Origin of the sequence: Aminobacter carboxidus (genome assembly GCF_014863355.1) — a bacterium.
Lineage (GTDB): Bacteria > Pseudomonadota > Alphaproteobacteria > Rhizobiales > Rhizobiaceae > Aminobacter > Aminobacter carboxidus.
The window spans coordinates 125021-149837 of the sequence record NZ_JACZEP010000007.1 but is presented as its reverse complement, the minus strand read 5'-3'; the positions used below and the strand labels follow the sequence as shown (position 1 = coordinate 149837).

Below are 24817 nucleotides of genomic sequence, written 5' to 3'. Positions count from 1 at the left end.
GCAACCGGGAAGCGCCGATGGAAGCCCGACACGACCATAGCCACGGCGCCGACGCCGCTGACGCTGTCCGCGCCGAAATCTACGGCGATGACGGGGTGATCCTTGCGCCGTTCCTGGCCCATATCGGGGCGGCTATCGCCGACCGCGATACGCTGACACTGAAGCGCGACGTCTCGGTGCTGCACCAGTCCGAACTCGGCGACCTGCTGGAAGCGCTGCTGCCGGAGCAGCGGCTGGCGCTTGTCGAACTGATGGGCTCGGACTTCGACTTTTCGGCGCTGACCGAGGTCGACGAGGCGATCCGCCTCGACATCGTCGACAATCTGCCCAACGAGCAGATTGCCCAGGCCGTCCAGGAGCTCGATTCCGACGACGCGGTCTACATTCTGGAGGATCTCGATACCGAGGACCAGGACGAGATCCTGGCGCAACTGCCGTTCACCGAGCGCATCAGGCTACGCCGTTCGCTCGACTATCCCGAGGAATCGGCCGGCCGGCGCATGCAGACCGAGTTCGTCGCGGTGCCGCCGTTCTGGACCATCGGTCAGACAATCGATTACCTGCGCGATGACAAGGACCTGCCGGACCGCTTCAGTCAGGTCTTCGTCATCGACCCGACCTTCAAGCTGCTCGGCGCTGTCGACCTCGACCAGATCCTGCGCACCAAGCGGGCGGTCAAGATCGAAGAGGTGATGCACGAGACGCGCCACGCCATTCCGGCAACGATGGACCAGGAAGAGGCGGCGCGCGAGTTCGAGCAATACGATCTTTTGTCCGCTGCCGTCGTCGACGAGAACGAGCGCCTCGTCGGCGTGCTGACCATCGACGATGTCGTCGACGTCATCCAGCAGGAAGCCGAGGAAGATCTGCTGCGCATGGGCGGCGTCGGCGACGAAGAGCTGTCCGACACGGTCGCAGCAACGTCGCGCTCGCGCGTGCCCTGGCTGCTGGTCAATCTAGGTACCGCCTTCATCTCGGCATCCGTCATCAGCCAGTTCGGCGCGACGATCGAGGAGATGGTGGCGCTGGCAGCACTGATGCCGATCGTCGCCTCGCTCGGCGGCAACGCCGGCACGCAGACGATGACGGTGACGGTGCGCGCGCTCGCCACCCGCGATCTCGACATCTACAATGCCGGCCGCGTCATTCGCCGCGAGGTGATGGTGGGCCTGCTTAATGGCGCGGTCATTGCGACCATACTGGGACTTGTCGCTGGCCTGTGGTTCCACAATCCGGATCTCGGCTTCGTCATTGCCGCGGCGATGGTTCTCAACATGCTGGCCGCCGCACTCGGCGGAATCCTGATCCCGCTGCTGCTCGACAAGTTCGGCGCCGACCCGGCGATCTCGTCATCGATCTTCACGACGATGATCACCGACGTCATCGGTTTCCTTGCTTTCCTCAGCCTCGCCACCTGGTGGCTGCATCTCGGCGGCGCCCCGGGATAGTTGTGCTCGATTGACTTTTACGTAAATCGCGTGCCAGACTCCGCGAGGGATCGGCGACGGTCCCTTGGCTGCGCGGATCCAGTCGCGCGGCATGATCGCCTCGGCTAGTGCCCGGCATGAATTTGAGGCGGGGCGAGAGCGTCCGCCGGGTGGAGAGACGATGCGGGAATATTACTCGATTACCGAACTGACCCGCGAATTCGACATTTCGACGCGGACGCTGCGCTTCTACGAGGACGAGGGACTGGTTCAGCCCGTGCGCCGTGGCCGTACCCGTCTGTTCCGGCCGTCCGACCGGCATCTCATTCGCCAGATCATGCGCGGCAAGCGGCTCGGCTTCTCGATCAACGAGATCCGCGAGATCATCCAGATGTATCGCGAGCCGCCGGGCGAGGTCGGTCAACTCAAGTTGATGATCAAGCGCATCGAGGAAAAGCGCGAGGATTTGCGCCAGAAGCGGCGCGACCTCGAAGAGACCCTGGCCGAACTGGACCAGGCCGAAGAGTCCTGTGTCGAGCGCCTGGTCGAACTCGGCGTCAACACCTGAGCCGCAGGCTGCGGTCACTCAGATCCAGCGCCGGACCCTCTTTGAATAATCGATGTATTTCTTGCCGAAGCGGGCCTGCAGGTGCTTTTCCTCGGGAACAATGGCGAGCTTTTGCGTGGCGAAAGCGGCAACGACCGCAAGCGCAATGAACCAGATGTTGGCAGTGATCAAGCCGATGGCGATCATCAGCAGCGTGTTGGCGAAATAGATCGGGTTGCGGGTGAAGGAGAAGGCGCCCGAGGTGACCAGATGTTCGGACGGCCTGTCGGGGCGGATAGTGGTCTTGGCACGCTTCAACGTACGCATGGCTGAGTAATAGATCGCAGCGACGCCTGCGACCGCCAGCCAGCCGGCGGCGTAGAGCAGGTCCGACAGCGGCTCGGTGATCCACGGCAAAGGAAAGAGCAGGCCGAGAACCGCTGCCACCACGATCGCCAAGAGGTAGAGGATCGGCGGCCATGGCACCCTGTTGGGGGCGGCGTTGAGGTCGGTCATTGCGCTCCTCCTGGCGTAGTCTGGCTGTCCGTGTTGGCCGTGCACATCGCAGCGGTCTGGGCGACATGCGCCCTGAGCTCGGGGCTCTGGTCGGCGGCATAGAGCCGGTCGAACGAATCATCTTTCTGCAGTTCGTCGAGCATGCAGACACAGTAGCGCGAGCAGAAATCGGTGTCGCGGCTCTGCTCGCAGGAAACCTGGCAGGATTTGAGGAAGGTGACCTCGCGGGTTTCGACGGGAGCTGGAAAGACCTGGGCGAACAGCCAGACCAACGAGATCATCACCGGCTGGTGGATGAGATAGAATGCAAGGCTGTGGCGACCGAAGAAGGACAGCGGCCGCGACCAGGCGCCGGGCTGCAGCCGCGCCATTTTTTCGAACAGGCCTGCCTTGAGCGCAAGTCCGGCGACACCGATGCCGGTCAGTACGGCGCCGAAGAACGGAAACAGCGGCACGAAATCGTTGGAACGCGGGTTGGCGGTGGAAAGGCCGATCCAGAACAGTGCCGGGTGATTGAAGGCTTCCGAGCGCAAATAGCTGGGGGCTGTAACGACAAGGGCGGCGGCGACCAGCGTCAAAACCGGCGGGACGCGCAGGAAAGCGAGGCCAAGCACGCTGGCGAGGGCGATGTGGTGCAGGATGCCGAAGAAGATGAAGGTATCGGGCGTGGCGAACCAGGTTGCGGCGGTGATCGCGAATGCTGCTGCCGCCACCATGGCGAGGCGCCTGAAATATCCCGGCCAGCGGATGCCCTTGGCATGCGCCAGCACCAGGCTGACGCCGACCAGAAACAGGAAGCTTGAAGCGATGCAGCGGGCGAACAGCTTCCAGTTGCCATAGGCGGTCATGCCTGGGTCGGCATAACCGAAGAACTCGAGGTCCCAGGCGAAGTGGTAGATCGCCATGGCGATCAGGGCCACGCCGCGGGCGATGTCGATGACCGATACGCGCCGCGATGGGGCTTGAACGTGTTCAGGGCTCGGTTGCATCGTCATGTTGTTCGCTTCTGCGTTTTCGGGTGTTGCAGCGCCCATGCAGCACTATCATGGTTGAAGCGGGGCGGAAGAGAGCAGAACTGTCTGTCGTGCACAGGGTTAAGCAATTGATGGGGCGGGCATGATCGGACGAAAGATGTCGCTGACCGAAGAGCTGGTCGCGCGCTGCCATCGCGAGGTTGCCGATACCGGCCCCGACCCCGACGCGATGCATCTCGACGACGCCGACTATGCGGCGATGATCGACGAAACGCTTGCCGCGCGTCCTGGCAATGGACCACTTTGGCTGTTCGCCTATGGCTCACTGATCTGGAAGCCCGAGGTCGAACACACCGATGAAAGGGTGGCACTGGCGCGCGGCTGGCACCGGTCGTTCTGCATCAGCATGAACCGCTGGCGCGCAACGAAAGAGCAGCCGGGGCTGATGATGGGCATGGATCGTGGCGGCCAGTGCAAGGGCCTGGCGCTCCGGCTGATGGACGGGGATCGCCGCGAGCAGTTGGACAAGCTGTTTCGCCGCGAGATGACGCTGAAACCCTCCACCTACAAGCCGCGCTGGCTGAATCTCGCCACCGACGAAGGTCCGCTGACCGCGCTGGCCTTCGTCATCAACCGCGAAGGCCGCGCCTATGCCGGCGGGCTCGGCGAGGACGAGGTGGCGGAGCGGCTGGCGACAACCTGCGGCCATTGGGGCTCGGCGGCTGATTACCTCTACAATGTGGTCAAGAACCTTGAAGAGCGGGCCATCCACGACCGGCATCTGTGGCGGCTTCAGCATCTTGTGGCCGAGCGAATCGTCGCCCGCGGCTGATCGCCAAACGCCGCATTCGCGCCGTCTGGCGTCGGAATTTGGTTTGCCGCCCAGTGCATTTGTTTCTATAGTTGCGGCGTCGTCGGTTCCGTTACGGAATCAAGAGGGAATGCGGTAAGGGCCCTAGAGGTCCGAAGCCGTGGCTGCCCCCGCAACTGTGTGCGGTTAGCTCTCCCCAAATGCCACTGAAGCTTGCTTCGGGAAGGCGGGGAAGGGTGCCGATCCGCAAGCCAGGAGACCTGCCGGCGACAGGCACTTATCTCTGTGCCCTCGGGTGGAGGGCGAAAGGACTTACGATGAACACTGTTTCTGCTCTCGGCACCGACGTCTCTTCGCAGTCGCGTACCATGCAGCTGGCGCTTGCCGGGCTGCTCGGCCTTTTCGTTGTTGGCTTCCTCGGGTTCTCGCACATGGAAGTGGTGCACAATGCTGCCCACGACTATCGCCACTCGATGGCTTTCCCCTGCCACTAACCAAGGCGATCCAATCATGTCGATCTTCAGAAACGTCGTGTTCATCGCGGCGATCAGCGGCCTATTGGCCGGCGTGGTCCTTGCCGCCCTTCAAACCTATGCAACCGTTCCGCTGATCCTCAAGGCGGAAACCTATGAAAATGCCGGCGGCCACGAGCATGTTGCAGCACCGACTGCCGGGACCGAGGCAACCGCGCCTGCGGCCGGCACCGAGGCACCCGCGGCACAGGCCGCGGCGCCAGTCGAAGAAGAAGCCGAGGCCTGGGCTCCGGCCGACGGCGCCGAGCGTTTTGCCTATTCGGCTCTCGCCAACATCGTCAGTGGCGTTGCGTTCGCACTGATCCTGGTTGCCGTCTCCGAATTCGCAGGCGGTATCGCCAACTGGCGCCAAGGCGTGTTCTGGGGGTTTGCTGGCTTCGCCGTCTTCACCCTTGCTCCCGGGCTTGGCCTTCCACCGGAACTGCCGGCGATGCCGGCAGCCGACCTTGGCGCACGCCAGATCTGGTGGACACTGACCGTCGTCGCCACTGCGGCTGGGCTTGCGCTGATCGCCTTCAAGCAGTCGCTACCGCTGGCGATCCTCGGTGTGGCCCTGATCGTTGCGCCGCATATCGTCGGTGCACCGCAGCCAGAAAGCCATGAGTCGCCGATCCCGGCCGACCTGCACCACAGCTTCGTCGTCGCGGTCACCATCACCAACTTGGTGTTTTGGGTGGTGCTGGGCGCGGTGGCAGGCTTCGTGCGCAATCGCTTCATGAGCGAGCCCGCACCGTCGCTGAACGGCCGCCTTGCCTGAGACGCTGACCTTCCTGCTCGGTGGTGCGCGCTCTGGTAAGAGCGCACATGCCGAGCGGCTCATCACCCAATTTCCCGCGCCGTGGACCTACATCGCCACGGCGCAGGCCTATGACGACGAGATGCGCGAGCGCATCGCGATCCATCGCGGCCGCCGCGGCGAAGGCTGGCGGACACTCGATGCGCCGCTGGATCTGGTCGGCGCGCTTGGCAGCGTGCCCGATGGCGAACCGGTGCTGGTCGACTGCCTGACGCTCTGGCTCACCAACCATATGCTGGCCGATCACGACGTCGAGGCGGAAGGTTCCGCGCTCGTTACGCTTCTGGCGCGGCCGCGGGGGCCGTGGTTCGTGGTTTCCAACGAGGTTGGGCTCGGCATAGTACCCGACAATGCGCTGGCCCGCCGCTTCCGCGACGATGCGGGCAGGCTCAATCAGAAGGTGGCAGCGGTGGCCGGCGAGGTGCTGTTTTTGGTCGCCGGCCTGCCGATGAAGGTGAAGTGATGAAGACGATCGACGAGCAGGAAGCCGAGCGCCACCGCGCCAAGATGGCCAAGCGCAAGGCAGTGCAGGATGCCGAGGTGGCGGGCAAGACCATCGTCGAGAAGGGCCTGCTGATCGTCAATACCGGCCCCGGCAAGGGCAAGTCGACGGCGGCCTTTGGGCTGGCGCTGCGCATGCTCGGCTACGGTCACAAGGTAGGCGTTGTGCAATTCATCAAGGGCGCCTGGCATTCGGGCGAGCAGGACGCGTTCGCGACCTTTGGCGACCGCGTTGTCTGGCACACGATGGGCGAGGGCTTCACCTGGGAAACGCAGGACATCAAGCGCGATATCGCAGCGGCCGAAGCCGCGTGGGCGAAGGCGCAGGAGCTGCTGGCCGACCCGAGCATCTCGCTGGTCGTGCTCGACGAACTCAACATTGCGCTGCGCTACGATTACCTCAACCTTGATGCGGTGGTTGCCGCGCTCAAAGGCCGGCGCGAGGGGCTGCATGTCGTGGTCACAGGCCGCAACGCCAAGGCAGCGCTGGTCGAGGCAGCCGATCTCGTGACCGAGATGGGCGCGACCAAGCACCATTTTGCTTCTGGGGTGAAGGCGCAGAAGGGCATCGAGTTCTGAGCGCCCGTGGCGGTCAGAACCAGCAGACGACAGCGATCAGCCCGAGAGTGCCGACCATCAGCGCATCGGCGGTCCAGTAGAGTCGGAGTGCTGCGCGGATGTCGGCCGCAGTGGCTTCACGGCGGCCGCCATCGCCCATGAAGGCGTCGTCGACCATGACGCCGCCATAGGCGCGTGGGCCGGCCAAAGCGAGGCCCAGGGCGCCGGCCATCGCTGCTTCAGGCCAGCCGGCATTGGGTGATCGGTGTTTTTTCGCATCGCGCCAGACTGCCTGCCAGGCGCGCTGTGGATCGGTACCAGGGACAAGGAAGGCGGCGAGCACGATAGCGAGTGCCGTCAGCCGCGATGCTGGCAGGTTGATCAGGTCGTCGAAACGCGCGGCTGCCCAGCCGAATGCTTCATGTCGCCTGGTACGGTGACCGATCATCGAATCGGCGGTATTGGCGGCCTTGTAGGCGGCACCGCCGGCGAAGCCGAGGACGGCGAGCCAGAAAGCTAGCGCAGTGATGCCGTCGGAGAAATTCTCGGCCAGGCTTTCGATGGCGGCGCGGCTGACGCCTGCCTCATCGAGACTTTCAGGGTCGCGGCCGACGATCTGGGATACTGTCTTGCGGCCGGCAACGATGCCGCCGCTGTCGAGTGCATCGGCGACCGCCTTGACATGGCTGCCGAGGCTGCGCTGGGCGACGAGGCTGGAAGCGGCGATTGCCGTGAGAAGCATGCCGAAGGGGACAAGCCCGAACAGGCGCTCGACGGTAAAGGCGATCGCTGCCGGCACGGCGACGATGACGGCAAGCGCGATCACGCCCAGAAAGCGGCGCCTGGCGTCGGTATCGGTGGCGCGGTTGAGGCTGGTGTCGAGAAAGGATATCAGCTTGCCGATCCAGATCACCGGGTGGCCGATGGCACGCACCAGCCGGTCCGGGTAACCGAGACCGAGTTCGAACAGAAGCGACAGGAAGGCGAGCGGAAAAAACATGACGCTTCTTGCAGGACGGAGGACAGGGACCGTGGACCACGGCGGCAGCCTGGATCGGGCGAGGGCGCTGTTTCCGGGAGCGCCCGAGCCATTCGTCGACCTGTCGACCGGGATTAATCCAAACTCCTATCCGCTTTTCGAGCTGCCTGCCACCGCCTTGTCACGCCTGCCGGAGCCGAGCCGGGCGCGCGACCTCGCAGCGGTTGCCGCCACTGCTTATGGCGCGCTTTCGGCCGCCCATGTGGTGCCGGCGCCGGGCACGCAGATTCTGCTGCCACGTATTGCCTCGCTGGTGCGGCCCGGCCACGCCTTCGTGCTCGGGCCGACCTATCAAGAACATGCCCGCGCCGCTGCGATCGCCGGTCATCAGGTGGCCGAGACGCGCGATTTCGGGCAGCTTTTCGACGCCGACCTTGCCGTCGTGGTCAATCCGAACAACCCTGACGGCCGTGTCGTGCAGCGCAAGGACCTGCTTGAACTGGCCGCCGGCCTGCGCGCCCGCGGCGGGCTTCTGGTCGTCGACGAGGCGTTCATGGATGTCGGCCCGCAGGCGCAGAGCCTTGCCGGCGACGTCGAGCAGGGTGGCCTTGTGGTGCTGCGCTCTTTCGGCAAGTTCTACGGGCTGGCCGGAATCCGTCTCGGCTTCGCCCTGGCCCACCCAGATATCGCCGGTCGACTGGAAGAGGAGCTGGGGCCCTGGTCGGTGGCCGTGCCATCGCTCGAATATGGCATCAAGGCGCTGTCGGATGCTGACTGGCAGCGTGAGATGCGAACGACGCTGGCGCATGCCGCCCATCGTCTCGACCAGGCCTTTGCCCGCGCCGGCGTGATCGTCACCGGTGGAACGTCGCTGTTTCGCCATGTCGACATTCCTGATGCCGCCGGCTTGTTCAAGGCGCTGGGGCGTGAGGGTATCCTTGTACGCAGCTTCGCCGACCGGCCGACGCAGTTGCGTTGCGGCTTGCCAGGGCACGAGGTCGAATGGCGCCGTCTGGACGTGGCGCTGGGCGACTGGGCGCAGGAACGCCAACCCGTCGGCGAGGGAGCCGTGTCTTGATCTACGTCAGCCCGCTTTCCAGGATTGAAGAGACGGTTGTCAGCGTCGGTGCCGAGCGGCTGATCTCGCTGCTGTCAGTTGGCACCGAGATGACACGGCCCGTGGCCATCCACGCCGAAAACCACCTGCTGATGAACATGCACGACATATCAACCGCGCAGGACGGCATGATGTTGCCGGGCGAGGCGCATGTACGGCAACTACTGGATTTCGCCCGTGCCTGGCACCGGTCGCGGCCGCTGGCGATCAATTGCTGGGCCGGCGTCAGCCGCTCTACTGCCACGGCCTACATTATCGCCGCGGCACTCGATCCGTCGCGCGACGAGACGGAGCTTGCCCTGCTGTTGCGGAGGCTTTCACCAACGGCGACGCCCAATTCACGGCTGATTACGGTGGCAGACCAGATTCTAGGACGCAACGGGCGCATGGTGACGGCGATCGCGGCCATCGGCCGCGGTGCCGACTGTTTCGAGGGCGTGCCGTTCGGGTTGGAGGTTTAGATCGACGCGGATTCAGCCTGGCCGGTCATGCGTCCTTCGAGGCTCGCCCGCTGGTGGTTGAACGCAACGGTGCAGGTTGTGCGCGCTCGCATCTCAGGATGAGGCCGGTCGTGCGGTGCCCTTCTCCCCCGTTGAGCCGCTGTTCTCGATGGGCGCCTCGAAGGACGCACCATCTCTATGCCAGCCATTCCGCCAACTTCGCCTTGCGGATGTCCTGCAGCAGGCGAACCAACCCCTTGGCTTGATGCGTAGCCGTCAGTCGCCCTTTCTCGGCGGTGGCGGCGAGCGCATTGCCGACCACGCCATGCGGGTTGAGATCGCTCGCGATCCACGAAAAGCCATGTGGGCCATGTGAGCGAAGCAGGTCGAATTCGGCCTCGCTGCGCTCGAAGCTGGAGGCAAAGTCCTGGGCCCTGGCCATCTCGACCAGTTCAGGGCGGAAATGCAGCATCAGTGAGGTCTCGACATCGCCGCCATGGATGCCGAGCTGGATCTCGCGGGGAAGGTAGAGGCCGTCGGGCGTGCCGAAGCGGCCCCAACTCGAGCGCACCGACAGCGCGTCGAAGCGCACCCGCAGTTCGCGCGAGACGATGCCCATCACCTCCTCATTGCCGCCATGCGAAGTGACGAACACGAACTTGCGGATGCCGGTCCGGGCAATCGACGAGCCTAGCTCGGTCCAGGCGTCGATCAGCATGTTGGCCGGCAGGCTGAGCGTGCCGAGTGCATGGACGTGCTCGTCGGACTTGCCGACCGCCTGGATCGGCAGGACGCGGGCGTCGAGATCGGCAGGCAGGCGGGGAAAGACCTCGGCCAGCATGCCTTCCATGATGGTCAGGTCTGTCGACACAGGCAAATGCGGGCCGTGCTGTTCGACGGCCGCGACGGGGATCACGGCAATCGTCGCTTCCGGATCGAGACCGGTGAAATCGGCGGCCTTGAAGTCGCCCCACCAGACACGTCGCTGCTTTTTCGTCACTGCCCGGCCTCGCCGCATGAAATTCGCCTCCGACTGAATATGTCAGCGCGGGCGATTTTGTAAGGGGCGGCTACATGCGCACGCGTTGGGCCTTGGGATCGTACATCGGCTTCAGCGAGGCTTCGGTGGCAAATCGTTCGCCGGCGATCTCGATCTCGTAGCGGGAGCCGAGCACGTCTGCCTCGGTCTCGTTGGCGCAAGGCACATAACCGAGCCCGATGGCGCCACCGAGATGGTGGCCGTAATTGCCCGATGTGATCGTGCCGACGATCCTGCCATCACGGACGATGGCCTCGTTGTGGAACAGCAGCGGCTCGGGATCGATCAGCTGGAACTGGAACAGCCGGCGGGCAAGACCCGTCTCGCGCTTGCGCAGCACCGCGTCGCGGCCGATGAAGTCGCCCTTGCCTGATTTCACCGCAAAGCCGAGCCCGGCTTCCAACACATGATCCTCGTCGGTGATGTCGTGGCCGAAATGCCGAAAAGCCTTTTCGATGCGGCAGGAATCGAGCGTGTGAAGGCCACAGAGTTTCAGGCCCAGATCGGCTCCGGCTTCTTCGATTGCCTCGAATACATGCGCCGCCTGGTCGGTCGACACATAGAGCTCCCAGCCGAGTTCGCCGACATAGGTGACGCGATGGGCGCGGGCGAGGCCCATCCCGATCTCTATCTCCTGCCAGCTGCCGAATGGATTGTTTTCATTGGAGAAATCGTTGGGGCTGATCTTCTGGATCAGCTCGCGCGACTGCGGTCCCATCAGGCAGAGCACGCTTTCGGAAGCCGTCACATCGGTGATGACGACGAACTCGTCCGCCAGATGCTTGCGGAACCAGGCGAGGTCGCGCTGCAGCGTGGCGCCGGGGACGACTGCGAGGAAGGCCGTTGGCGAAAGGCGCGTGACCGTCAGGTCGCTCTCGATGCCGCCTCGCGCGTTGAGCATCTGGGTGTAGACGATTTTTCCAGGCTCGACGTCGATGTCGTTGGCGCAGAGGCGTTGGAGATAGGCCAGCGCGTCGCGACCCTCGATGCGGATCTTGCCGAACGACGTCATGTCGAACAGGCCGACGCCGTTGCGAACGGCGAGATGTTCTTCGCACTGGTTGTCGAACCAGTTCTGGCGCTTCCAGGAATATTTGTATTCGCGCTCCTGGTCCTCTTTCGCAAACCAGTTGGCGCGCTCCCAGCCGGCAACTTCGCCGAAGACCGCACCGCGCGCCTTCAGATGCTCGTGCAGGGGCGAACGCCTGATGTTCCGCGACGTCGCCATCTGGCGGTAGGGGAAATGGTCGGCATAAAGCAGGCCGAGCGTTTCGGAGACGCGCTCCTTGAGGTAGCGCCGGTTCTTCTGGAATGGCTGGGCGCGGCGGATGTCGACCTCCCAGAGGTCGAACGGCGCCTCGCCATCATGGATCCATTGCGCCAGCGCCATGCCGGCACCGCCTGAGGAAACGATGCCGATGGAGTTGTAGCCGGCCGCGACCCAGTAGCCACCGACTTCATGCGCTTCGCCGAGATAATAGCGGTCGTCGGGGGTGAAGCTTTCGGGGCCGTTGAAGAAGGTGTGGATGCCGGCGGTTTCCAGCATCGGCATGCGGTTGACGCCCATTTCGAGGATCGGCGCGAAATGATCCATGTCCTCGGGCAACTGGTCGAAGCAGAAATCCTCCGGGATGCCGTCCATGCCCCAAGGCTTGGCCACCGGCTCAAAGGCGCCGAGCATCATCTTGCCGGCGTCTTCCTTGTAGTAGGCGCACTCGTCGGGAACGCGCAGCACCGGCAGGCGGCCAAGGCCGGGGATGGCTTCGGTGACGAGGTAGAAGTGCTCGCAGGCGTGAAGTGGGACGGTGACGCCGTTCCGGGCGCCAAGCTCGCGCGCCCACATGCCGGCGCAGTTGACGACGATGTCAGTCTCGATGGTTCCCTGTTCGCCGCCTTGTGCCCATGACACGCCGGAGACGCGGCCATTCCTTGTATGGACCTTCGACACCTTGACGTTCTCGACGATCCTGGCGCCGCGCTGCCTGGCGCCCTTGGCCAGCGCCATGGCGATGTTGGCCGGATCGCACTGTCCGTCGAGCGGCAGATGCACGGCCCCGACCACGTCGGCGACATTGAGATGCGGGTACATCTGCTTGACTTCGTCAGGGGAAATCTCACGCACGTTGACATTGAAGGCGCGCGCGAGCGACGCCTGGCGGTAGATCTCGTGCTTGCGCTCCTCGGTCAGCGCGACGGTGATCGAGCCGACCTGGCGCATGCCGGTGGCGACGCCGGTCTCTTCCTCGAGCTTGACGTAGAGGTCGGCCGAATATTTCGCCAGCCGGGTCATGTTCTGCGAGGCGCGCAACTGCCCGATCAACCCCGCCGCGTGCCATGTCGTGCCTGATGTGAGCTGCTTGCGCTCCAGAAGCACGATGTCGGTCCAACCGAGCTTCGCTAGGTGATAGGCGACGGAGCAGCCGGACACACCGCCACCAATGATGACGGCGCGGGCACGGGCGGGGATTTCGGTCATGCGGCAGACCTCTCATAGCTGTTGGCGAAACGCCTCAGGCGGCCGGCTGCCTCCCTCAGCACGTCGTCGGGCTGGCACAGGCTGATGCGGATGTGACCGGTGGCGGCATCGCCGAAGCTCTTGCCCGGCATAACGGCGACCTTTTCCGCCTCGAGCAGGTCCCAGGCGAATTTCTCGCAGTCGGGCTCGATGGCGCTGACGTCGAGCATGACATACATGCCGCCTTCCGAGCCGCGCACGGTGACGTTGTTCAGCCCGCGCATCTGATCGACGAACAGGGAGCGGCGGCCGGCGTAGATAGCGGCGATCTGCGCGACGCCGAAGTCGTTCTCCAGCGCCTCGATCGCCGCGCGGCTGACGAAATCGGTCAGGCCGTAGGTGGTGACGAGGTTGAGATTGATGACCAGCGAGACGAGATCGGCGGGAGCAGTGAGCCAGCCGATGCGCCAGCCGGTCATGCCGTGGCTCTTGGACATCGAGTTGATGATGAGGGTGCGCTCGGCCATGCCGGGCAGGGCCCGCGGCGACACATGCTCGCCGCCGCCGAGTGTCCAGTAGACCTCGTCGGAGAGGAGCCAGAGGTCGCGACGAATGCAAAGCTCGGCGATGCCCTCCAGGCATTTCCTGGAATAGACGGCACCGGTCGGGTTGTTCGGCGTGTTGATGAGTATCGAGCGCGTGTTGGGCTTCAGCGCCTTCTCGATTTCTTCGGCACGCGGCTGGAAGCCATCCGATGCGTGGGCCTCGACGACGGTGTAGCCGGCGCCGGCGGCACGGAAGGTGCCGGGGTAGGTGGCGTAATAGGGCGCCACGACCACGGCGTGGTCGCCCGGATCATGCGTTGCCTGGACCGCGGCGTAGAGCGCCGCCTGGCCCCCCGGCGTGGCGATGATTTCGGAAAGTGCGGTGTCGACGCCGGTGCAGCGCGTGGAGATCCTGGCCATGGCGGCACGCAGGCGCGGCAGGCCGGGCAGTTGCGTGTAGTGGTGGTAGCCGGCGCGCACAGCGTCGACGCAGGCCTCGACCGTCTCCGACGGCGTATCGAAATCGTGGTCGCCGACCGACAGCATGATGATGTCTTCCCCGGCCTGCTTGCGTGTCATGGCGGCGAAATGCACTTCCCAGCCGTCCTTGCCTGATGGGACGATGCCGGAGATGCGGGCGGATGGTTTCGGCATCTCAGGCTCCTGCATCCTGCAAGGCCGCCAGACGGGCGAGCGTCAGCCTGCTCGTGCCGTCGAGCCGGGGTGTCAGCGCGCCATAGCCGGGAACCGAAGGATGCGGGGTGCTGCTGGCATGGTTGTGGGTGGCGGTGATGACCAGCACCTGCGCGCCAGCGGCTTCCGCCGCGCGAATGCCTGCCGGCGCATCCTCGAACACCAGGCAATCCTCCGCCTTGTGGCCGAGCCGCTGAGCACCGAGCAGGAAGCAGTCGGGGGCAGGCTTGCCGTTGGCGACATCCTCGCCGGTGACCATGATTGGTGGCACGGGCAAGCCGGCGGCCTCGAGCCTGCGCAGCGCCAGCCGGCGCGGCGCCGAGGTGACGATCGCCCAGCGTTCGACCGGCAGGGCGTTGAGGAAGTGTGCTGCGCCGAGGATGGGTTCAATTCCCTCGATGTCGTCGAATTCGGCCTGGGTCAGCTCCTCGATCTCGGTCATCAGGTCGATGCCGGGAAGGTTCAGTCTGGAAATGGTTTCGAACGCCCGCACGCCATGGATGGTGGGCAGGAAAGTTTCCACGTCGAGGCCATGCTTGATCGCCCAGGCTGTCCAGACGCGTTCGGTCGACGCGATCGAGCTCAGTATGGTGCCGTCCATGTCGAACATGAAGGCGCCAAAGCCTCGATCGGAAAAGGGAGGTGTCATTAGGAGCGTAGCCTTTCGTTTTCGGGATCCCATAAGGGTCTATCCTGCTGGACCGTGGCGCTGAAGCGCTCCCCGAAAATCTCGACTTCGATGGTGACGCCCGGCACGGCCAGATCGGCACGCAGCATGCCCAGCGCGATCGATTTGTCCACCCTGTGGCCCCAGCCTCCTGACGTGGTCTCACCGACAATTGCGCCATTGTGCCAGATCGTCGACATGTAGGGCGCATCGCATGCGCCGGGATTGTCGATGACAAGCGTGGCGAAACGCTTCTTTGTGCCCTGCTGCTTCTCTTTGAGCAGCGCCGTCTTGCCGCGGAAGTCGGCCTTGTCCCATTTGACGAAGCGTTCGAGCCCGCCCTGAAGAATGGTGTAGTCGGTCGACAGATCGCCCTTCCAGGCACGGTAGCCTTTTTCCAGCCGTAGCGCGTCGAGCGCGAACATGCCGAAGGGTTTTAGCCCGTGCCTCTGGCCGGCGGCCCAGATGGCGTCGAAGACAGCGGCGGTGTCGGCAACCCTGGTGTGGATTTCCCAGCCGAGCTCGCCGGCGAAGGAGACGCGCACCAGCTTGGCCCAGCGCCCGGCGATGGTCGTTTCCTGATGCGTCAGCCAGGGTTTGGACAGGTCCGCCTCGCAGACCTCGAACAGGATTTTTCGCGAATTGGGGCCGGCGAGGATCTGGGTCGAATATTCCTCGGTGCGGTCGATGAGCTTGAAGGTGGCGTCGGCAGGCATGTGTGACTTCAGCCATTCGAAGTCGTGCCATTGGGCGACGGCGGCGGTTATCAGCGTCATCAGGTCTTCGGAATGGCGGACAACCGACATCTCGGTGACGATGCGGCCGTGATCGTCGGCGAAATAGCACAGCCCGATGCGGCCGACCTTGGGCACCGTGCCGGTGACCTGCGCCTCAAGCCATGCGGCGGCACCCGGGCCGTCGAGGTTGAAACGCGAGAAGCCGGGCAGGTCGAGGATGCCGGCGGCATCGCGGACGGCAAGGCATTCCTCGCGGATGCGTTTCTCCCAGGGGCCGGAACGGACGAAGGTCTGGGTCGATGCTTCCGAGGTGTCGTCGCCGGGGTTTGCATACCAGGTGGCGCGCTCCCAGCCATTATAGGCGTTGAACTGCGCGCCGAGGGCGGCGATCCGGTCGTGGACCGGCGAGAGCTTGCGGTTACGCGCCGCCGGCCAGGCGTGGCGCGGGAAATGGATGGCGTATTCATGGGCGTAGACCTCCATGCCCTTGGCGACTGCATAGTCGGCCGCTGAGGCAAACGACGTGAAACGGCGCGGGTCGCAGGACCACATGTCCCATTCGGTCTCGCCCCGGGTGACCCATTCGGCCAGCACCTTGCCGGCGCCGCCGGCCTGGGCGATGCCGAAGGTGAAGACGCAGGCCTCGAAGGCGTTGGGCACGCCGGGCATCGGGCCGATCAGCGGGTTGCCGTCGGGGGCGTAGGGGATCGGTCCGTTGATGACCTTGGATAGGCCGGCGGTGCCGAGGATCGGCACGCGGCGGACGGCGTCGTCGAGATACCATTCCAGCCTCTCGAGATCGTCGGGGTAGAGCTGGAAGGAGAAATCATCAGGCATCTGGTCGTCGGGCGTTGCCCAATGGGCGCGGCAGTTGCGCTCATAGGGGCCGAGATTCATGCCGTTCTTCTCCTGGCGGAGATAGTAGGAGGTGTCGACGTCGCGCAGCAGCGGCAGCTTTTGGCCTGCTTCCCGCGACCATGCGGCGAGTTCGGGGATTTCGTCGAACAGGATGTACTGGTGGCTCATCACCATCATCGGCACGTCGCGGCCGAACATCTTTCCCACTTCGGCGGCGCGATAGCCGGCCGCATTCACCACCTTTTCGCAGCGGATCTCGCCCTTTTCGGTCGAAACGACCCATTCGTCCTTGTCGCGGCGGACGGAAATGACAGGGCAGAAGCGGATGATCTTCGCGCCCATGTCGCGCGCGCCCTTGGCCAGCGCCTGGGTCAGCTGCGCCGGGTCGATGTCGCCGTCACTGGGATCGTAGAGCGCGCCCTTCAAGTCGTGTGTCTCGATGAAGGGATAGCGGCGTTTGATCTCGTCGAGGCCGATGACGTCGATGTCCATGCCTTGGTAGCGGCCCATGCCCTTGGCGCGCTGGAACTCCTGCATGCGCTCGCTGGTATGAGCGAGGCGGATCGAACCGGTGACGTGATAGTTCATCGGGTAGTCGACCTCGGCCGCCAGCCCGCGATAAAGCTCTGTCGAATAGCGCTGCATGTTCATCAGCGACCATGACGACGAGAAAGTCGGCACGTTGCCGGCTGCATGCCAGGTCGAGCCGGAGGTCAGCTCGTTCTTTTCGAGCAGCACGCAGTCGGTCCAGCCCGCTTTAGCAAGGTGATAGAGCGAGGAGACGCCGACCGCGCCTCCGCCGATGATCACCACGCGCGCCGTGCTCGGCAACTCAGCCATGTTTTCCTCCCAAAAACGCGATCAGTAGACCGGTGGCGCCACGACCCAGATGACCACCGCCGGCACCGAGCCGGGGTTGCGCCATCGGAACGGCTTGTGGTCGAAGCGGAAACTGTCGCCTTCGCCCAGGCTGTGCCAGGTGCCGTCGATCTCGATGTCGAAGCCGCCGGAGACGACATAACCGGCCTCTTCGGTGGGGCGCGTCACCGGCTTGGCCATGCCGGCGCCGGGCGCGAAGATCGAGCGCAGCATCTCGAAGCTGCCGCCAAGGTCGGGCGACAAAAGCTCTTCGACCAGGCCGGATTCGCTGCTGCCGAGCGTGCGCCGGCGCCCCGAGCGGACCACGACGCCGCGTTCGACCTCGTTGGTCGCTTCATGCGCGAAAAACAGGCTGATCGGCACGCCGAACAGTTCGGCAAAGGCCCTGAGGTCGCCGATCGACGGCGTCGACAGCCCGCGCTCGACCTGGCTGACCCAGCCGACAGAGCGGCCAAGCTTGAGGGCGATCTCGGCCAGCGTCAGCCTGCGCGACTTGCGTAGCGCGCGCAGATCATTGGCGAGCACATCGCTGGCGACGTCGCCTTCATTGCGCAGCGTGACTGTTGCATTGGGACTCAAATGTGGCCTCGTGAAATTTTACCGTAGAATTTCATGAGATGGTATCGCGGTGAAAAATTCAAGCCCATTTTCATGGTCGAGCAAGTTTCTCTTGCGAGACTCCGGGAGAGAGTGCAAAGGCTCGGTTTCGGACGGGCGGTGAGGGGCGATCCGATAATAGCGATGCCATAGGGACAGCTGATGCTGGCACCGGACCAAAAACCGCAGCACTACGATGAGACCGATATCGTTGACGAGGCAATCATCTCGCGCCGCTCGGTGCGTGCTTTCTTGCCGACGCCCGTCGAGGACAGTGTTATCCGCGACATCCTCGACGTTGCCGCGCGCGCGCCTTCGGGCACCAACATGCAGCCATGGAAGGTCTATGTGACCTCGGGCGAGACGCTGCGCGGCATCGGCGACGCCATCCTGAATTCCGGCGTGCGCGCCGAAAAGGCGGTCTGGGACGAGTACAAATATTACCCGGACCAGTTCTTCGAGCCCTATCTGGGACGCCGGCGCGCCAACGGATTCGGCCTCTACGGCGTGCTTGGCATTGGCCGTCGCGACGTCGACCGCATGCGCGCCCAGCACGACCGCAACTTCGTGTTCTTCGACGCACCCGTCGGCATGATCTTCACCATCGACCGCAGGCTCAACCAGGGCTCCTGGATCGATTACGGCATGTTCTTGCAGAACATCATGATCGCGGCACGGGCAAGGGGATTGCACACCTGCCCGCAGGCGGCGTTCGCACCTTACCACCGCCAGATCAGGCCGGTGCTTGGCATTCCGGAAGAAGAGGTCGTGGTCTGCGGCATGGCGCTCGGCCACGAAGACACGTCGAAGCCGGAGAGCACGTTTCGCACCGATCGCGCACCGCTCGACGAGTGGGTGCAGTTCCTGAAATAGGCCCGACAATGCCGGCGCCGCCAACAGCGCCGGCAGGGATCGGTCAGGCCGTCGGTCCGCTGACCCCGAAGTCGAGATTGGTGGGGCGAGCCAAGTGGCTTCGGCGCTGCGGGGTTGGTCTGACGGTCTTGTCGACGCTTTCCATGCGCAGTGATCGCGCCGCGACGCGGCCATACCCCTGCAGGAGCAGTCCATAATGGATGCTCGCGGCTTCAGCCGGCACATCGAGTACGATGCTGCGCTCCAGCCAATCGGTCGAGCCCCTGAGCGCGCCGGTCTCTTCCCGCGTCATCATGTTGTCGAACTGCAGGACCTCGCCTTCGGACTTGTCGACACGCATCCAGATCGACCCGGCGTCGGCATCCCCCGCCCTCAATGTTGCCGAAAGCCTGATGCGGCCACGATAGTTGCCATGACGCGGTAGCTTCACATGCCGATATGCGCCTGCCATTCAGGCAGCAATGACTTTAATTCATCGGCTCATCTTCGGTTACGGCAAGCACGGTCAGCTTTCGAACAGGCCTGAAATCGTCTCGCGCAGCCATTGATGCGCCGCGTCGCCGTCGCGCCGATTATGCCAGATCTGCTCGAACGCGAAGGACGGGATTGCGAAGGGCGGATCGAAGGCGGCGAGGCCGCTTGCTGCTGGCACTGCCGGGTGCAGGCGGCGCGCGATGGTGAGCACCAGATCGGTTCCGGCGATCAGCCCGGGGGCGACGCCCCAATGCGGCAGCACCAGTGCGATGCGCCGTTTGTGCCCGGCGGCGGCCAATGCCACGTCGATCTCGCTTTCGAGGTCGGCGCGCAGCGCAACGAGCGCATGGGGCCGTTGGAGATAGGCGGCAATGTCCATTCCAGCCGCTTTGCCCAGCAAAGTGGCGTCGGCCAGGCAGGCATAGTCCTCCTCGAACAGCCGCTGCCGCCGGACGGCTTTGTCGAGCGCATGGAAAACGCCGATCGCTATGTCGACCTCGCCGTCCATGACCTGTGCCGCCATGGCTTCGCGGCCGGCCTGGCTGACCTGGAGATCGACGCCTGGCGCGCGCTGGCGCAAAAGCGGCAGCAGGCGCGGCAAAACGACGGTGGCGCCATAGTCGGACATTGCGAGGCGGAAGCTGCGGCGTGCCGTAGCCGGATCGAAGCCGCTCGGGGCGAGCAGATCGTGCATGCGTTCCAGCGCCTCGGCGAGCTGCGGCGCAATCTCCAGCGCGCGTACGGTCGGCTGTAGCGCGCCACCGTGCCGGACCAGCAGCGGATCGTCCAGAAGTTGGCGGAGACGGCCAAGCGCATGGCTGACCGCCGGCTGGCTCTTGTTCAGCCGGACGGCAGCGCGCGAGACATGGCGTTCCGCCAGAAGCGCGTCGAGCACGACGAGCAGGTTGAGGTCGATGCCAGCTAGTTTATTCATGTGGTGCATAGTGCAGGTGTGAATTGTGAATTTCCATATGAGTTTTGGATACCCTACTGCCTCGGCAAACAAGGAGACACTCCATGCCGAATTTCGGTTCATCCCTGCTCGCCGCGGCACTGGTTGCAGGTGCGGCCATCCCGTTTCAGGCCGGCGCGAATGCCATGCTCGGGCGGCTGCTCGGCCATCCGCTCTGGGCCACGATGGTCTCGCTGGCCGTCAGCGTTGCCTTGGCAGTTCCTGTCATGCTGGCGTTCAAGGTGCCCATGCCTGCCTTCGCGGCCGCAGCCGCGACAGGTCCCTGGTGGGTCTGGATCGGCGGCGCCGCGGGCGTGGTCTATGTCACGGCGGCGCTGTTGCTGGCGCCGAAGATGGGGGCAGCGAGCTTCATAGTCGCCGTCATAGGCGGGCAGATGATGGCCTCGCTCGTCATCGACCATTTCGGGCTGATGGGCTTTGTCCAGCGCCCGGCCAGCATGGCCAGGGTTGCCGGTCTCGTGCTGATCGTCGCCGGGCTCGTCGTCACCCAGTGGGCAAGTGCTGCGAAGGCAGGCTAGGCTCGACCCAGGGAGAGAGACCATGAAACAGAACGTCGTCCTGCGCGTGGCGCGGCCCACCAACGACCTCGAGGCAATCCTTCGCTTCTACCGCGACGGGCTCGGGCTCGACGAACTCGCCCGCTTCGAGAACCATGACGGTTTCGATGGCGTGATGCTCGGCAAGCCTGATGAGGCGCACCATTTCGAGTTCACCCGCGCCGATGGCCACGATGCTGGCAGGGCGCCGACGCAAGACAATCTCGTCGTGTTCTACTTGCCCGACACCGACGACTGGCAGGCTGCGATCGCGCGCATGAAGGCACATGGCTATCAGCCAGTGCTGTCCTTCAATCCCTACTGGGACAGGCGGGGCGTGACCTTTGAGGATGAGGACGGCTATCGCATCGTGCTGCAGAATGCCGCCTGGGGCGTGCAGTCTGCCGAGGTTACCTGACCTCGTAGCCGACTTCGTCTGAAGCATGGCACAGCATCTTCCAGAACGAACGGGCGAAGGAGCGGAAGACGTAGAGGTCGAAGCTGTCGGGGCCGCTGCGCTGGATCTGGGTGAAGACGTCGTGATGTGTGGTCGAAATGCCGGAGCCGACTGAAAAGGCAGGCAACGAGAAGTCGACGGCAAAAAGCTTTGCCAGGACCCATTCGGACCTTGGACCGGCAATTCGGATCGCCGTGCGTCCATGCGACAGGTCAGTGACCGTGCCGGTTGCCGCGGCGACCTTGCCGGCAAAGGTTGTGGCAAGACCCTCTGAAGCGTCTGATACCAGGAATTTTCCGGGAGCGAAGCCGAAGGCGGCGTAGCGGTCGGACGAGGCGCCGGCGCCTGCGCCATCGGCCAGCTTGAGGCCGGTGACGGAGCCGATGGCAGCCATCAGCTTCTTTTCCTCGCCCGGCCAGGCGGCCAACTGGACGATCGAGCCGGGTGCGATCTCGGACAGAGTCACACCGACGCCGTCGACGAAATTGCCGTGCGAGCCGGGCCGGAAGATCGGTTCGAGCGGTGAAAGCTGCTCACCCATGCATGCGTTTCCCTTCGGGATCGAAGAAGTGGTGGCTGACGATCTCGACCGGGCCGAAGCGGTTGCGCAACGGGTCGGAGATGTGGGCGCGCTTGCCATAGCGCGCCTTGCCGCCTGATACCAACGCCAGTGCTATGTACTTGCCGAGCGCCGGCGAGAAGCAGGCGGCGGTGATGTGGCCGAGCGATCCGTGCGGATTGGCGGCGTCAACCTCCTCGACGATGTGAGCGCCACCGCTGAGCGGTCGGTTGTCGAGTGAGATCAGGCCGACGAGTTCGAGCCTGCCCGAGGCGGAAAGTCCTTCGCGGTCCATCATGGCCGAGCCGATGAAAGGCTTTTTCTTCGACAGCATCCAGCCGAGATGCAGGTCGCGCGCCGAGGTGCGGCCGTCGATCTCGGCGCCGGTGACGTGGCCCTTCTCGATGCGCATCGTGCCGAGCGCCTCGAGCCCGTAGGACACCATGTCGAAAGGCCTGCCGGCCTCGATCAGCGCTTCCCAGACATGGGTGCCGTGGCCGGCGCCGGAATAGACCTCGAAGGCCATCTCGCCGGAGAAGGACAGGCGGCAGATCATGACGGGCGCACCCGAAATCTCGCCATGGACAATGCCCATGAAAGGCAGCGCCTCGTTGTCGACCTTGGTGCCGGTGACACATGACGCCAGGATTTCCCGCGCCTTGGGACCGCCGATCGCAGCGCCCGCCCACTGGTCGGTGACCGAGGTCAGGTGCACCTTGAGGTCCGGCCAGACGACATCGAGGAAATATTCGAGATGTTGCATGACCTTGCCGGCATTAGCCGTGGTCGTGGTCATCAGGAAATCGTGTTCGCCGAGCCGCCAGGTGGTGCCGTCGTCGAACACCAGGCCATCCTCGCGCAGCATCAGGCCGTAGCGCGCCTTGCCGACCGGCAAGGTCGAAAAGACGTTGGAATAGACGCGGTCGAGGAACTCGGCGGCGTCCGGCCCCTGGACGGCGATCTTGCCGAGCGTCGAGACGTCGACAATGCCGGCGGTCTCGCGGGTTGCCTGCGCTTCCCTGACATAGGCCTGCTCGATCGTCTCGCCCGGGCCGCCATAGATCATTGGGCGGAACCACAGGCCGGCCGAATACATCGTCGCGCCGTTTTCCAGGTGCCAGTCGTGCATCGGCGTGAGACGCTCCGGCTTGAGGTCGCCGAAACGTTCGGCGGCCAGCGCACCGACGGAGACAGGTGCGTAGGGTGGGCGGAAGCGTGTCGTGCCGACCTCGGGGATCGGCTTGCCCAGGGCCTCTGCCATGATGGCGAGGCCGGGTACGTTGGAGCCCTTGCCCTGGTCGGTAGCCATGCCGAGTGTGGTGTAGCGCTTGAGGTGCTCGACCGAGACGAAGCCTTCGAGGTGAGCGAGGCGGACATCGTCCGCTGTCACGTCATGCTGGAAGTCGACAAAGGCCTTGCCCTTGGCCTTGATCTCGAAGACCGGCGCGGGATTGGGATCAAGCGGCGCGGGCTCGATGTCGGGCAAGGCGGTGGTTTCGAGCGCCGGCTGGCCTGCGGCGTTGCGCCCGGCGGCGAAACCCTCGGAGATTGCTTCGGCCGTCGAGAAGTTGCCGTTGAAGGCGCCGGCGCCGATCCAGCCCTTGCCGGTCTCGGGCGGCAGGAAGGCCTGCAGGTCGTCGCTCCAGACCGGCCGCGCGCCCGCCTGGCTGGCGAGGTGGATTGTCGGTGACCAGCCGCCCGAAACGATCAGGCAGTCTGCGCCGATATCGCGGGCGTTGCCCGTCGACACACCTGACGTGGCGGAGAACGGGGCCAGCTTGACGCCGGACAGCTTCTTGCCGCCTTCGGTGCTGATCACCGCATGGCCGGTCAAAAGTTCCGCGCCGGCATCATTGGCAAGCTTGCGGCAGGCAGCGGAAACATCCTGGCGCAGGTCGGCGATGGCGATGATCCTCGCACCGGCCTTGGCCAAAGCCGCCATGGCGCGATAGGCGCTGTCATTGTTGGCCAAAACGGCGATCTTTTCGCCCGGCAGCACGCCATACTGGTTGGCATAGCGCATCGCGGCACTGGCCATCATCACGCCCGGTCGGTCGTTGCCGGGGAAAACCAGCGGCCGTTCGAAGGCACCGGTGGCGAGCACGACCTTCCTTGCCCGGATGGTCCAGTGGCGGTGGCGCGGCGCACCCTTGGCGGGCGTGTCCTTGTGGTCGCTGACACGTTCGACGGCGGCCAGCGTGTTGCCGTCATAATAGCCCCAGACGGTGGTGCGCTTGAGCAGGCGGACATTGTCATGGGTCTTGAGTTCGCCGACGACGTCGGATGCCCAGGTTGCGGCGGGCTCGCCGTCGATCGTCTCGCCCGACCAGTTGGCCGAGCCGCCGAAGCATGGATCGAGCTCGGCCAGGATGACCTGAGCGCCCGATTGGGCAGCCTCGTGGGCGGCGGCAAGGCCGGCGGGCCCGGAGCCGACGACAAGCACGTCGCAGAAGGCGTTCATGCGCTCATAACGCGACGGATCGGGCGCGTGGCCGGCGCGGCCGAGGCCGGCGGCGCGGCGGATGATCTTTTCGCAGAGCATCCAGAAGCGGGTGCCCTTGAGCGGGCCGATCACCGGACCCATGAAGGTCTTGTAGTAGAAGCCGGCGGAGATGAACTTGCCGCCGAGCTGGTTGACGGCGCTGACGTCGTAGGCGAGCGAGGGAAAGCGGTTCTGGCTGACGGCGGTGAGGCCGTCATGGATCTCGACCATCGTGGCGGGAATGTTCGGCTCGCGCACCTCGCCACGCAAAACCGTCACCAGGGCGTTTGGCTCATCGACGCCTGATGTCAGCACCCCGCGCGGACGGTGGTACTTGAACGAGCGGCCGAACAACGAAACCCCGTTGGCAAGCAGCGCCGAAGCCAGCGTGTCGCCCTGGTGGCCGGTATAGGCCGTGCCGTCGAAGGTGAAGCGGATGGTGCGCAGCCTGTTGACGCGGCCGCCCGATGGTGTGCGGCGCGGGCTCATGCCTTGGCTCCATGGTTGCGTCGGCTGTGCGTCGGTGTCCCATGTTCGCGTGCAAAGCGCACGCTTGAGATTTCATGGGTGAGCGTGTCGCGGACGACAGCGAGATGGACGCGGCAGCCGCCGGCGTGCTGCCAGATCTCGTTGTGAATGCCAGCCGGGTTCAGCCGATCATAGACATAGGCGTTCCACGCCTCGGAATCGGTCGAAGCCGGATCGGGGCGGGTGCGGTTGCCGTCGCCCTGGTAGGCGAATTCGGAGACGTCGCGCGGGCCGCAATAGGGGCAGGTGATCAACATGACATCAGG

At 64.6% G+C, this 24817-nt stretch carries 26 protein-coding genes and 1 riboswitch; of the genes, 12 read left to right on the top strand and 14 right to left on the bottom strand.

All coding sequences use genetic code 11. From position 1 onward, the window contains the following. The first annotated feature begins 17 nt into the window (after positions 1-17). Complete coding sequence (gene mgtE / locus IHE39_RS21105; RefSeq protein ID WP_192567861.1) at positions 18-1448, top strand: magnesium transporter; 1431 nt, start codon at positions 18-20, stop codon at positions 1446-1448. Between the two features lie 160 nt (positions 1449-1608). Continuing rightward, positions 1609-1995 (top strand): MerR family transcriptional regulator, encoded by a 387-nt coding sequence (locus IHE39_RS21100; protein ID WP_055969316.1) that lies wholly within the window; start codon positions 1609-1611, stop codon positions 1993-1995. A gap of 18 nt (positions 1996-2013) precedes the next feature. Here the strand turns inward: IHE39_RS21100 and IHE39_RS21095 are convergent, their stop codons facing one another. Beyond that, positions 2014-2490, bottom strand: a complete 477-nt coding sequence (locus IHE39_RS21095; protein ID WP_184767271.1) for a methyltransferase family protein — start codon at positions 2488-2490, stop codon at positions 2014-2016. Next, positions 2487-3485, bottom strand: a complete 999-nt coding sequence (locus IHE39_RS21090; RefSeq protein ID WP_192567860.1) for an acetyltransferase domain-containing protein — start codon at positions 3483-3485, stop codon at positions 2487-2489. The genes IHE39_RS21095 and IHE39_RS21090 overlap by 4 nt, the downstream gene beginning before the upstream one ends. A gap of 121 nt (positions 3486-3606) precedes the next feature. Here IHE39_RS21090 and IHE39_RS21085 point away from each other — a divergent pair, with 121 nt between their 5' ends. From IHE39_RS21085 to cobO, 5 genes are all read left to right on the top strand, one after another. Beyond that, on the top strand, positions 3607-4296 hold the full coding sequence (locus IHE39_RS21085) for a gamma-glutamylcyclotransferase (protein ID WP_192567859.1): 690 nt from the start codon (positions 3607-3609) through the stop codon (positions 4294-4296). A 66-nt stretch (positions 4297-4362) separates the two neighbouring features. Continuing rightward, a riboswitch (cobalamin riboswitch) is annotated at positions 4363-4557 on the top strand. 35 nt (positions 4558-4592) lie between these two features. Further along, positions 4593-4769, top strand: coding sequence for a CbtB domain-containing protein (locus tag IHE39_RS21080; RefSeq protein WP_184767274.1), 177 nt, complete (start codon positions 4593-4595; stop codon positions 4767-4769). Positions 4770-4785: 16 nt separating this feature from the next. Beyond that, on the top strand, positions 4786-5565 hold the full coding sequence (locus tag IHE39_RS21075) for a CbtA family protein (protein WP_192567858.1): 780 nt from the start codon (positions 4786-4788) through the stop codon (positions 5563-5565). Further along, positions 5558-6067, top strand: a complete 510-nt coding sequence (gene cobU, locus IHE39_RS21070) for a bifunctional adenosylcobinamide kinase/adenosylcobinamide-phosphate guanylyltransferase (protein ID WP_192567857.1) — start codon at positions 5558-5560, stop codon at positions 6065-6067. The genes IHE39_RS21075 and cobU overlap by 8 nt, the downstream gene beginning before the upstream one ends. Further along, complete coding sequence (gene cobO, locus IHE39_RS21065; RefSeq protein ID WP_184767277.1) at positions 6067-6684, top strand: cob(I)yrinic acid a,c-diamide adenosyltransferase; 618 nt, start codon at positions 6067-6069, stop codon at positions 6682-6684. Before cobU ends, cobO begins: the two co-directional genes overlap by 1 nt. A gap of 13 nt (positions 6685-6697) precedes the next feature. On the opposite strand, the gene cbiB is transcribed toward cobO, so the two are convergent. Continuing rightward, positions 6698-7663 carry an adenosylcobinamide-phosphate synthase CbiB gene (gene cbiB, locus IHE39_RS21060; protein ID WP_192567856.1) on the bottom strand — a complete coding sequence of 322 codons (966 nt, stop codon included), beginning with the start codon at positions 7661-7663 and terminating at the stop codon, positions 6698-6700. Between cbiB and cobD the strand changes: the two genes are divergently transcribed. Both cobD and IHE39_RS21050 read left to right on the top strand, forming a co-directional pair. Next, positions 7662-8720, top strand: a complete 1059-nt coding sequence (gene cobD, locus IHE39_RS21055; RefSeq protein WP_192567855.1) for a threonine-phosphate decarboxylase CobD — start codon at positions 7662-7664, stop codon at positions 8718-8720. The two genes, cbiB and cobD, sit on opposite strands and share 2 nt — an antisense overlap. Next, the gene (locus tag IHE39_RS21050) at positions 8717-9220 is read left to right on the top strand and encodes a tyrosine phosphatase family protein (protein WP_192567854.1); all 504 of its coding nucleotides are present in this window, start codon (positions 8717-8719) and stop codon (positions 9218-9220) included. Before cobD ends, IHE39_RS21050 begins: the two co-directional genes overlap by 4 nt. 175 nt (positions 9221-9395) lie before the next feature. Here the strand turns inward: IHE39_RS21050 and IHE39_RS21045 are convergent, their stop codons facing one another. From IHE39_RS21045 to IHE39_RS21020, 6 genes are all read right to left on the bottom strand, one after another. Next, complete coding sequence (locus IHE39_RS21045) at positions 9396-10199, bottom strand: creatininase family protein (RefSeq protein WP_192567853.1); 804 nt, start codon at positions 10197-10199, stop codon at positions 9396-9398. 70 nt (positions 10200-10269) lie between these two features. Further along, the gene (locus tag IHE39_RS21040) at positions 10270-12714 is read right to left on the bottom strand and encodes a GcvT family protein (protein WP_192567852.1); all 2445 of its coding nucleotides are present in this window, start codon (positions 12712-12714) and stop codon (positions 10270-10272) included. Next, on the bottom strand, positions 12711-13892 hold the full coding sequence (locus IHE39_RS21035; protein WP_184767283.1) for a pyridoxal phosphate-dependent aminotransferase: 1182 nt from the start codon (positions 13890-13892) through the stop codon (positions 12711-12713). Before IHE39_RS21035 ends, IHE39_RS21040 begins: the two co-directional genes overlap by 4 nt. A gap of 1 nt (position 13893) precedes the next feature. Further along, on the bottom strand, positions 13894-14580 hold the full coding sequence (locus IHE39_RS21030; protein ID WP_192567851.1) for an HAD-IA family hydrolase: 687 nt from the start codon (positions 14578-14580) through the stop codon (positions 13894-13896). Beyond that, positions 14580-17033 (bottom strand): GcvT family protein, encoded by a 2454-nt coding sequence (locus tag IHE39_RS21025; protein ID WP_192567850.1) that lies wholly within the window; start codon positions 17031-17033, stop codon positions 14580-14582. The genes IHE39_RS21030 and IHE39_RS21025 overlap by 1 nt, the downstream gene beginning before the upstream one ends. Before the next feature lie 21 nt (positions 17034-17054). Next, positions 17055-17597: a cupin domain-containing protein gene (locus tag IHE39_RS21020; RefSeq protein ID WP_192567974.1), complete on the bottom strand. Its 543-nt coding sequence runs from the start codon at positions 17595-17597 to the stop codon at positions 17055-17057. Between the two features lie 234 nt (positions 17598-17831). On the opposite strand from IHE39_RS21020, the gene IHE39_RS21015 reads away from it, so the two are divergent. Further along, entirely contained in the window at positions 17832-18542 is a 711-nt protein-coding gene (locus tag IHE39_RS21015) for a nitroreductase (RefSeq protein WP_184767286.1), read from the top strand. 43 nt (positions 18543-18585) lie between these two features. Here the strand turns inward: IHE39_RS21015 and IHE39_RS21010 are convergent, their stop codons facing one another. After that, positions 18586-18972 (bottom strand): hypothetical protein, encoded by a 387-nt coding sequence (locus tag IHE39_RS21010; protein WP_184767287.1) that lies wholly within the window; start codon positions 18970-18972, stop codon positions 18586-18588. A gap of 75 nt (positions 18973-19047) precedes the next feature. Further along, on the bottom strand, positions 19048-19950 hold the full coding sequence (locus IHE39_RS21005) for a LysR substrate-binding domain-containing protein (protein WP_192567849.1): 903 nt from the start codon (positions 19948-19950) through the stop codon (positions 19048-19050). Positions 19951-20033: 83 nt separating this feature from the next. On the opposite strand from IHE39_RS21005, the gene IHE39_RS21000 reads away from it, so the two are divergent. After that, complete coding sequence (locus IHE39_RS21000; RefSeq protein ID WP_184767289.1) at positions 20034-20507, top strand: DMT family transporter; 474 nt, start codon at positions 20034-20036, stop codon at positions 20505-20507. A 22-nt stretch (positions 20508-20529) separates the two neighbouring features. Next, on the top strand, positions 20530-20943 hold the full coding sequence (locus tag IHE39_RS20995) for a VOC family protein (protein WP_184767290.1): 414 nt from the start codon (positions 20530-20532) through the stop codon (positions 20941-20943). Here the strand turns inward: IHE39_RS20995 and soxG are convergent. The 3 genes from soxG to IHE39_RS20980 are packed head-to-tail and all read right to left on the bottom strand — an operon-like array spanning position 20936 to position 24808. Continuing rightward, positions 20936-21523: a sarcosine oxidase subunit gamma family protein gene (soxG, locus tag IHE39_RS20990; protein WP_192567848.1), complete on the bottom strand. Its 588-nt coding sequence runs from the start codon at positions 21521-21523 to the stop codon at positions 20936-20938. The genes IHE39_RS20995 and soxG overlap by 8 nt on opposite strands. Next, on the bottom strand, positions 21516-24512 hold the full coding sequence (locus IHE39_RS20985) for a sarcosine oxidase subunit alpha (protein ID WP_192567847.1): 2997 nt from the start codon (positions 24510-24512) through the stop codon (positions 21516-21518). Before IHE39_RS20985 ends, soxG begins: the two co-directional genes overlap by 8 nt. Next, on the bottom strand, positions 24509-24808 hold the full coding sequence (locus IHE39_RS20980) for a sarcosine oxidase subunit delta (protein WP_192567846.1): 300 nt from the start codon (positions 24806-24808) through the stop codon (positions 24509-24511). Before IHE39_RS20980 ends, IHE39_RS20985 begins: the two co-directional genes overlap by 4 nt. Between the last annotated feature and the right edge of the window lie 9 nt (positions 24809-24817).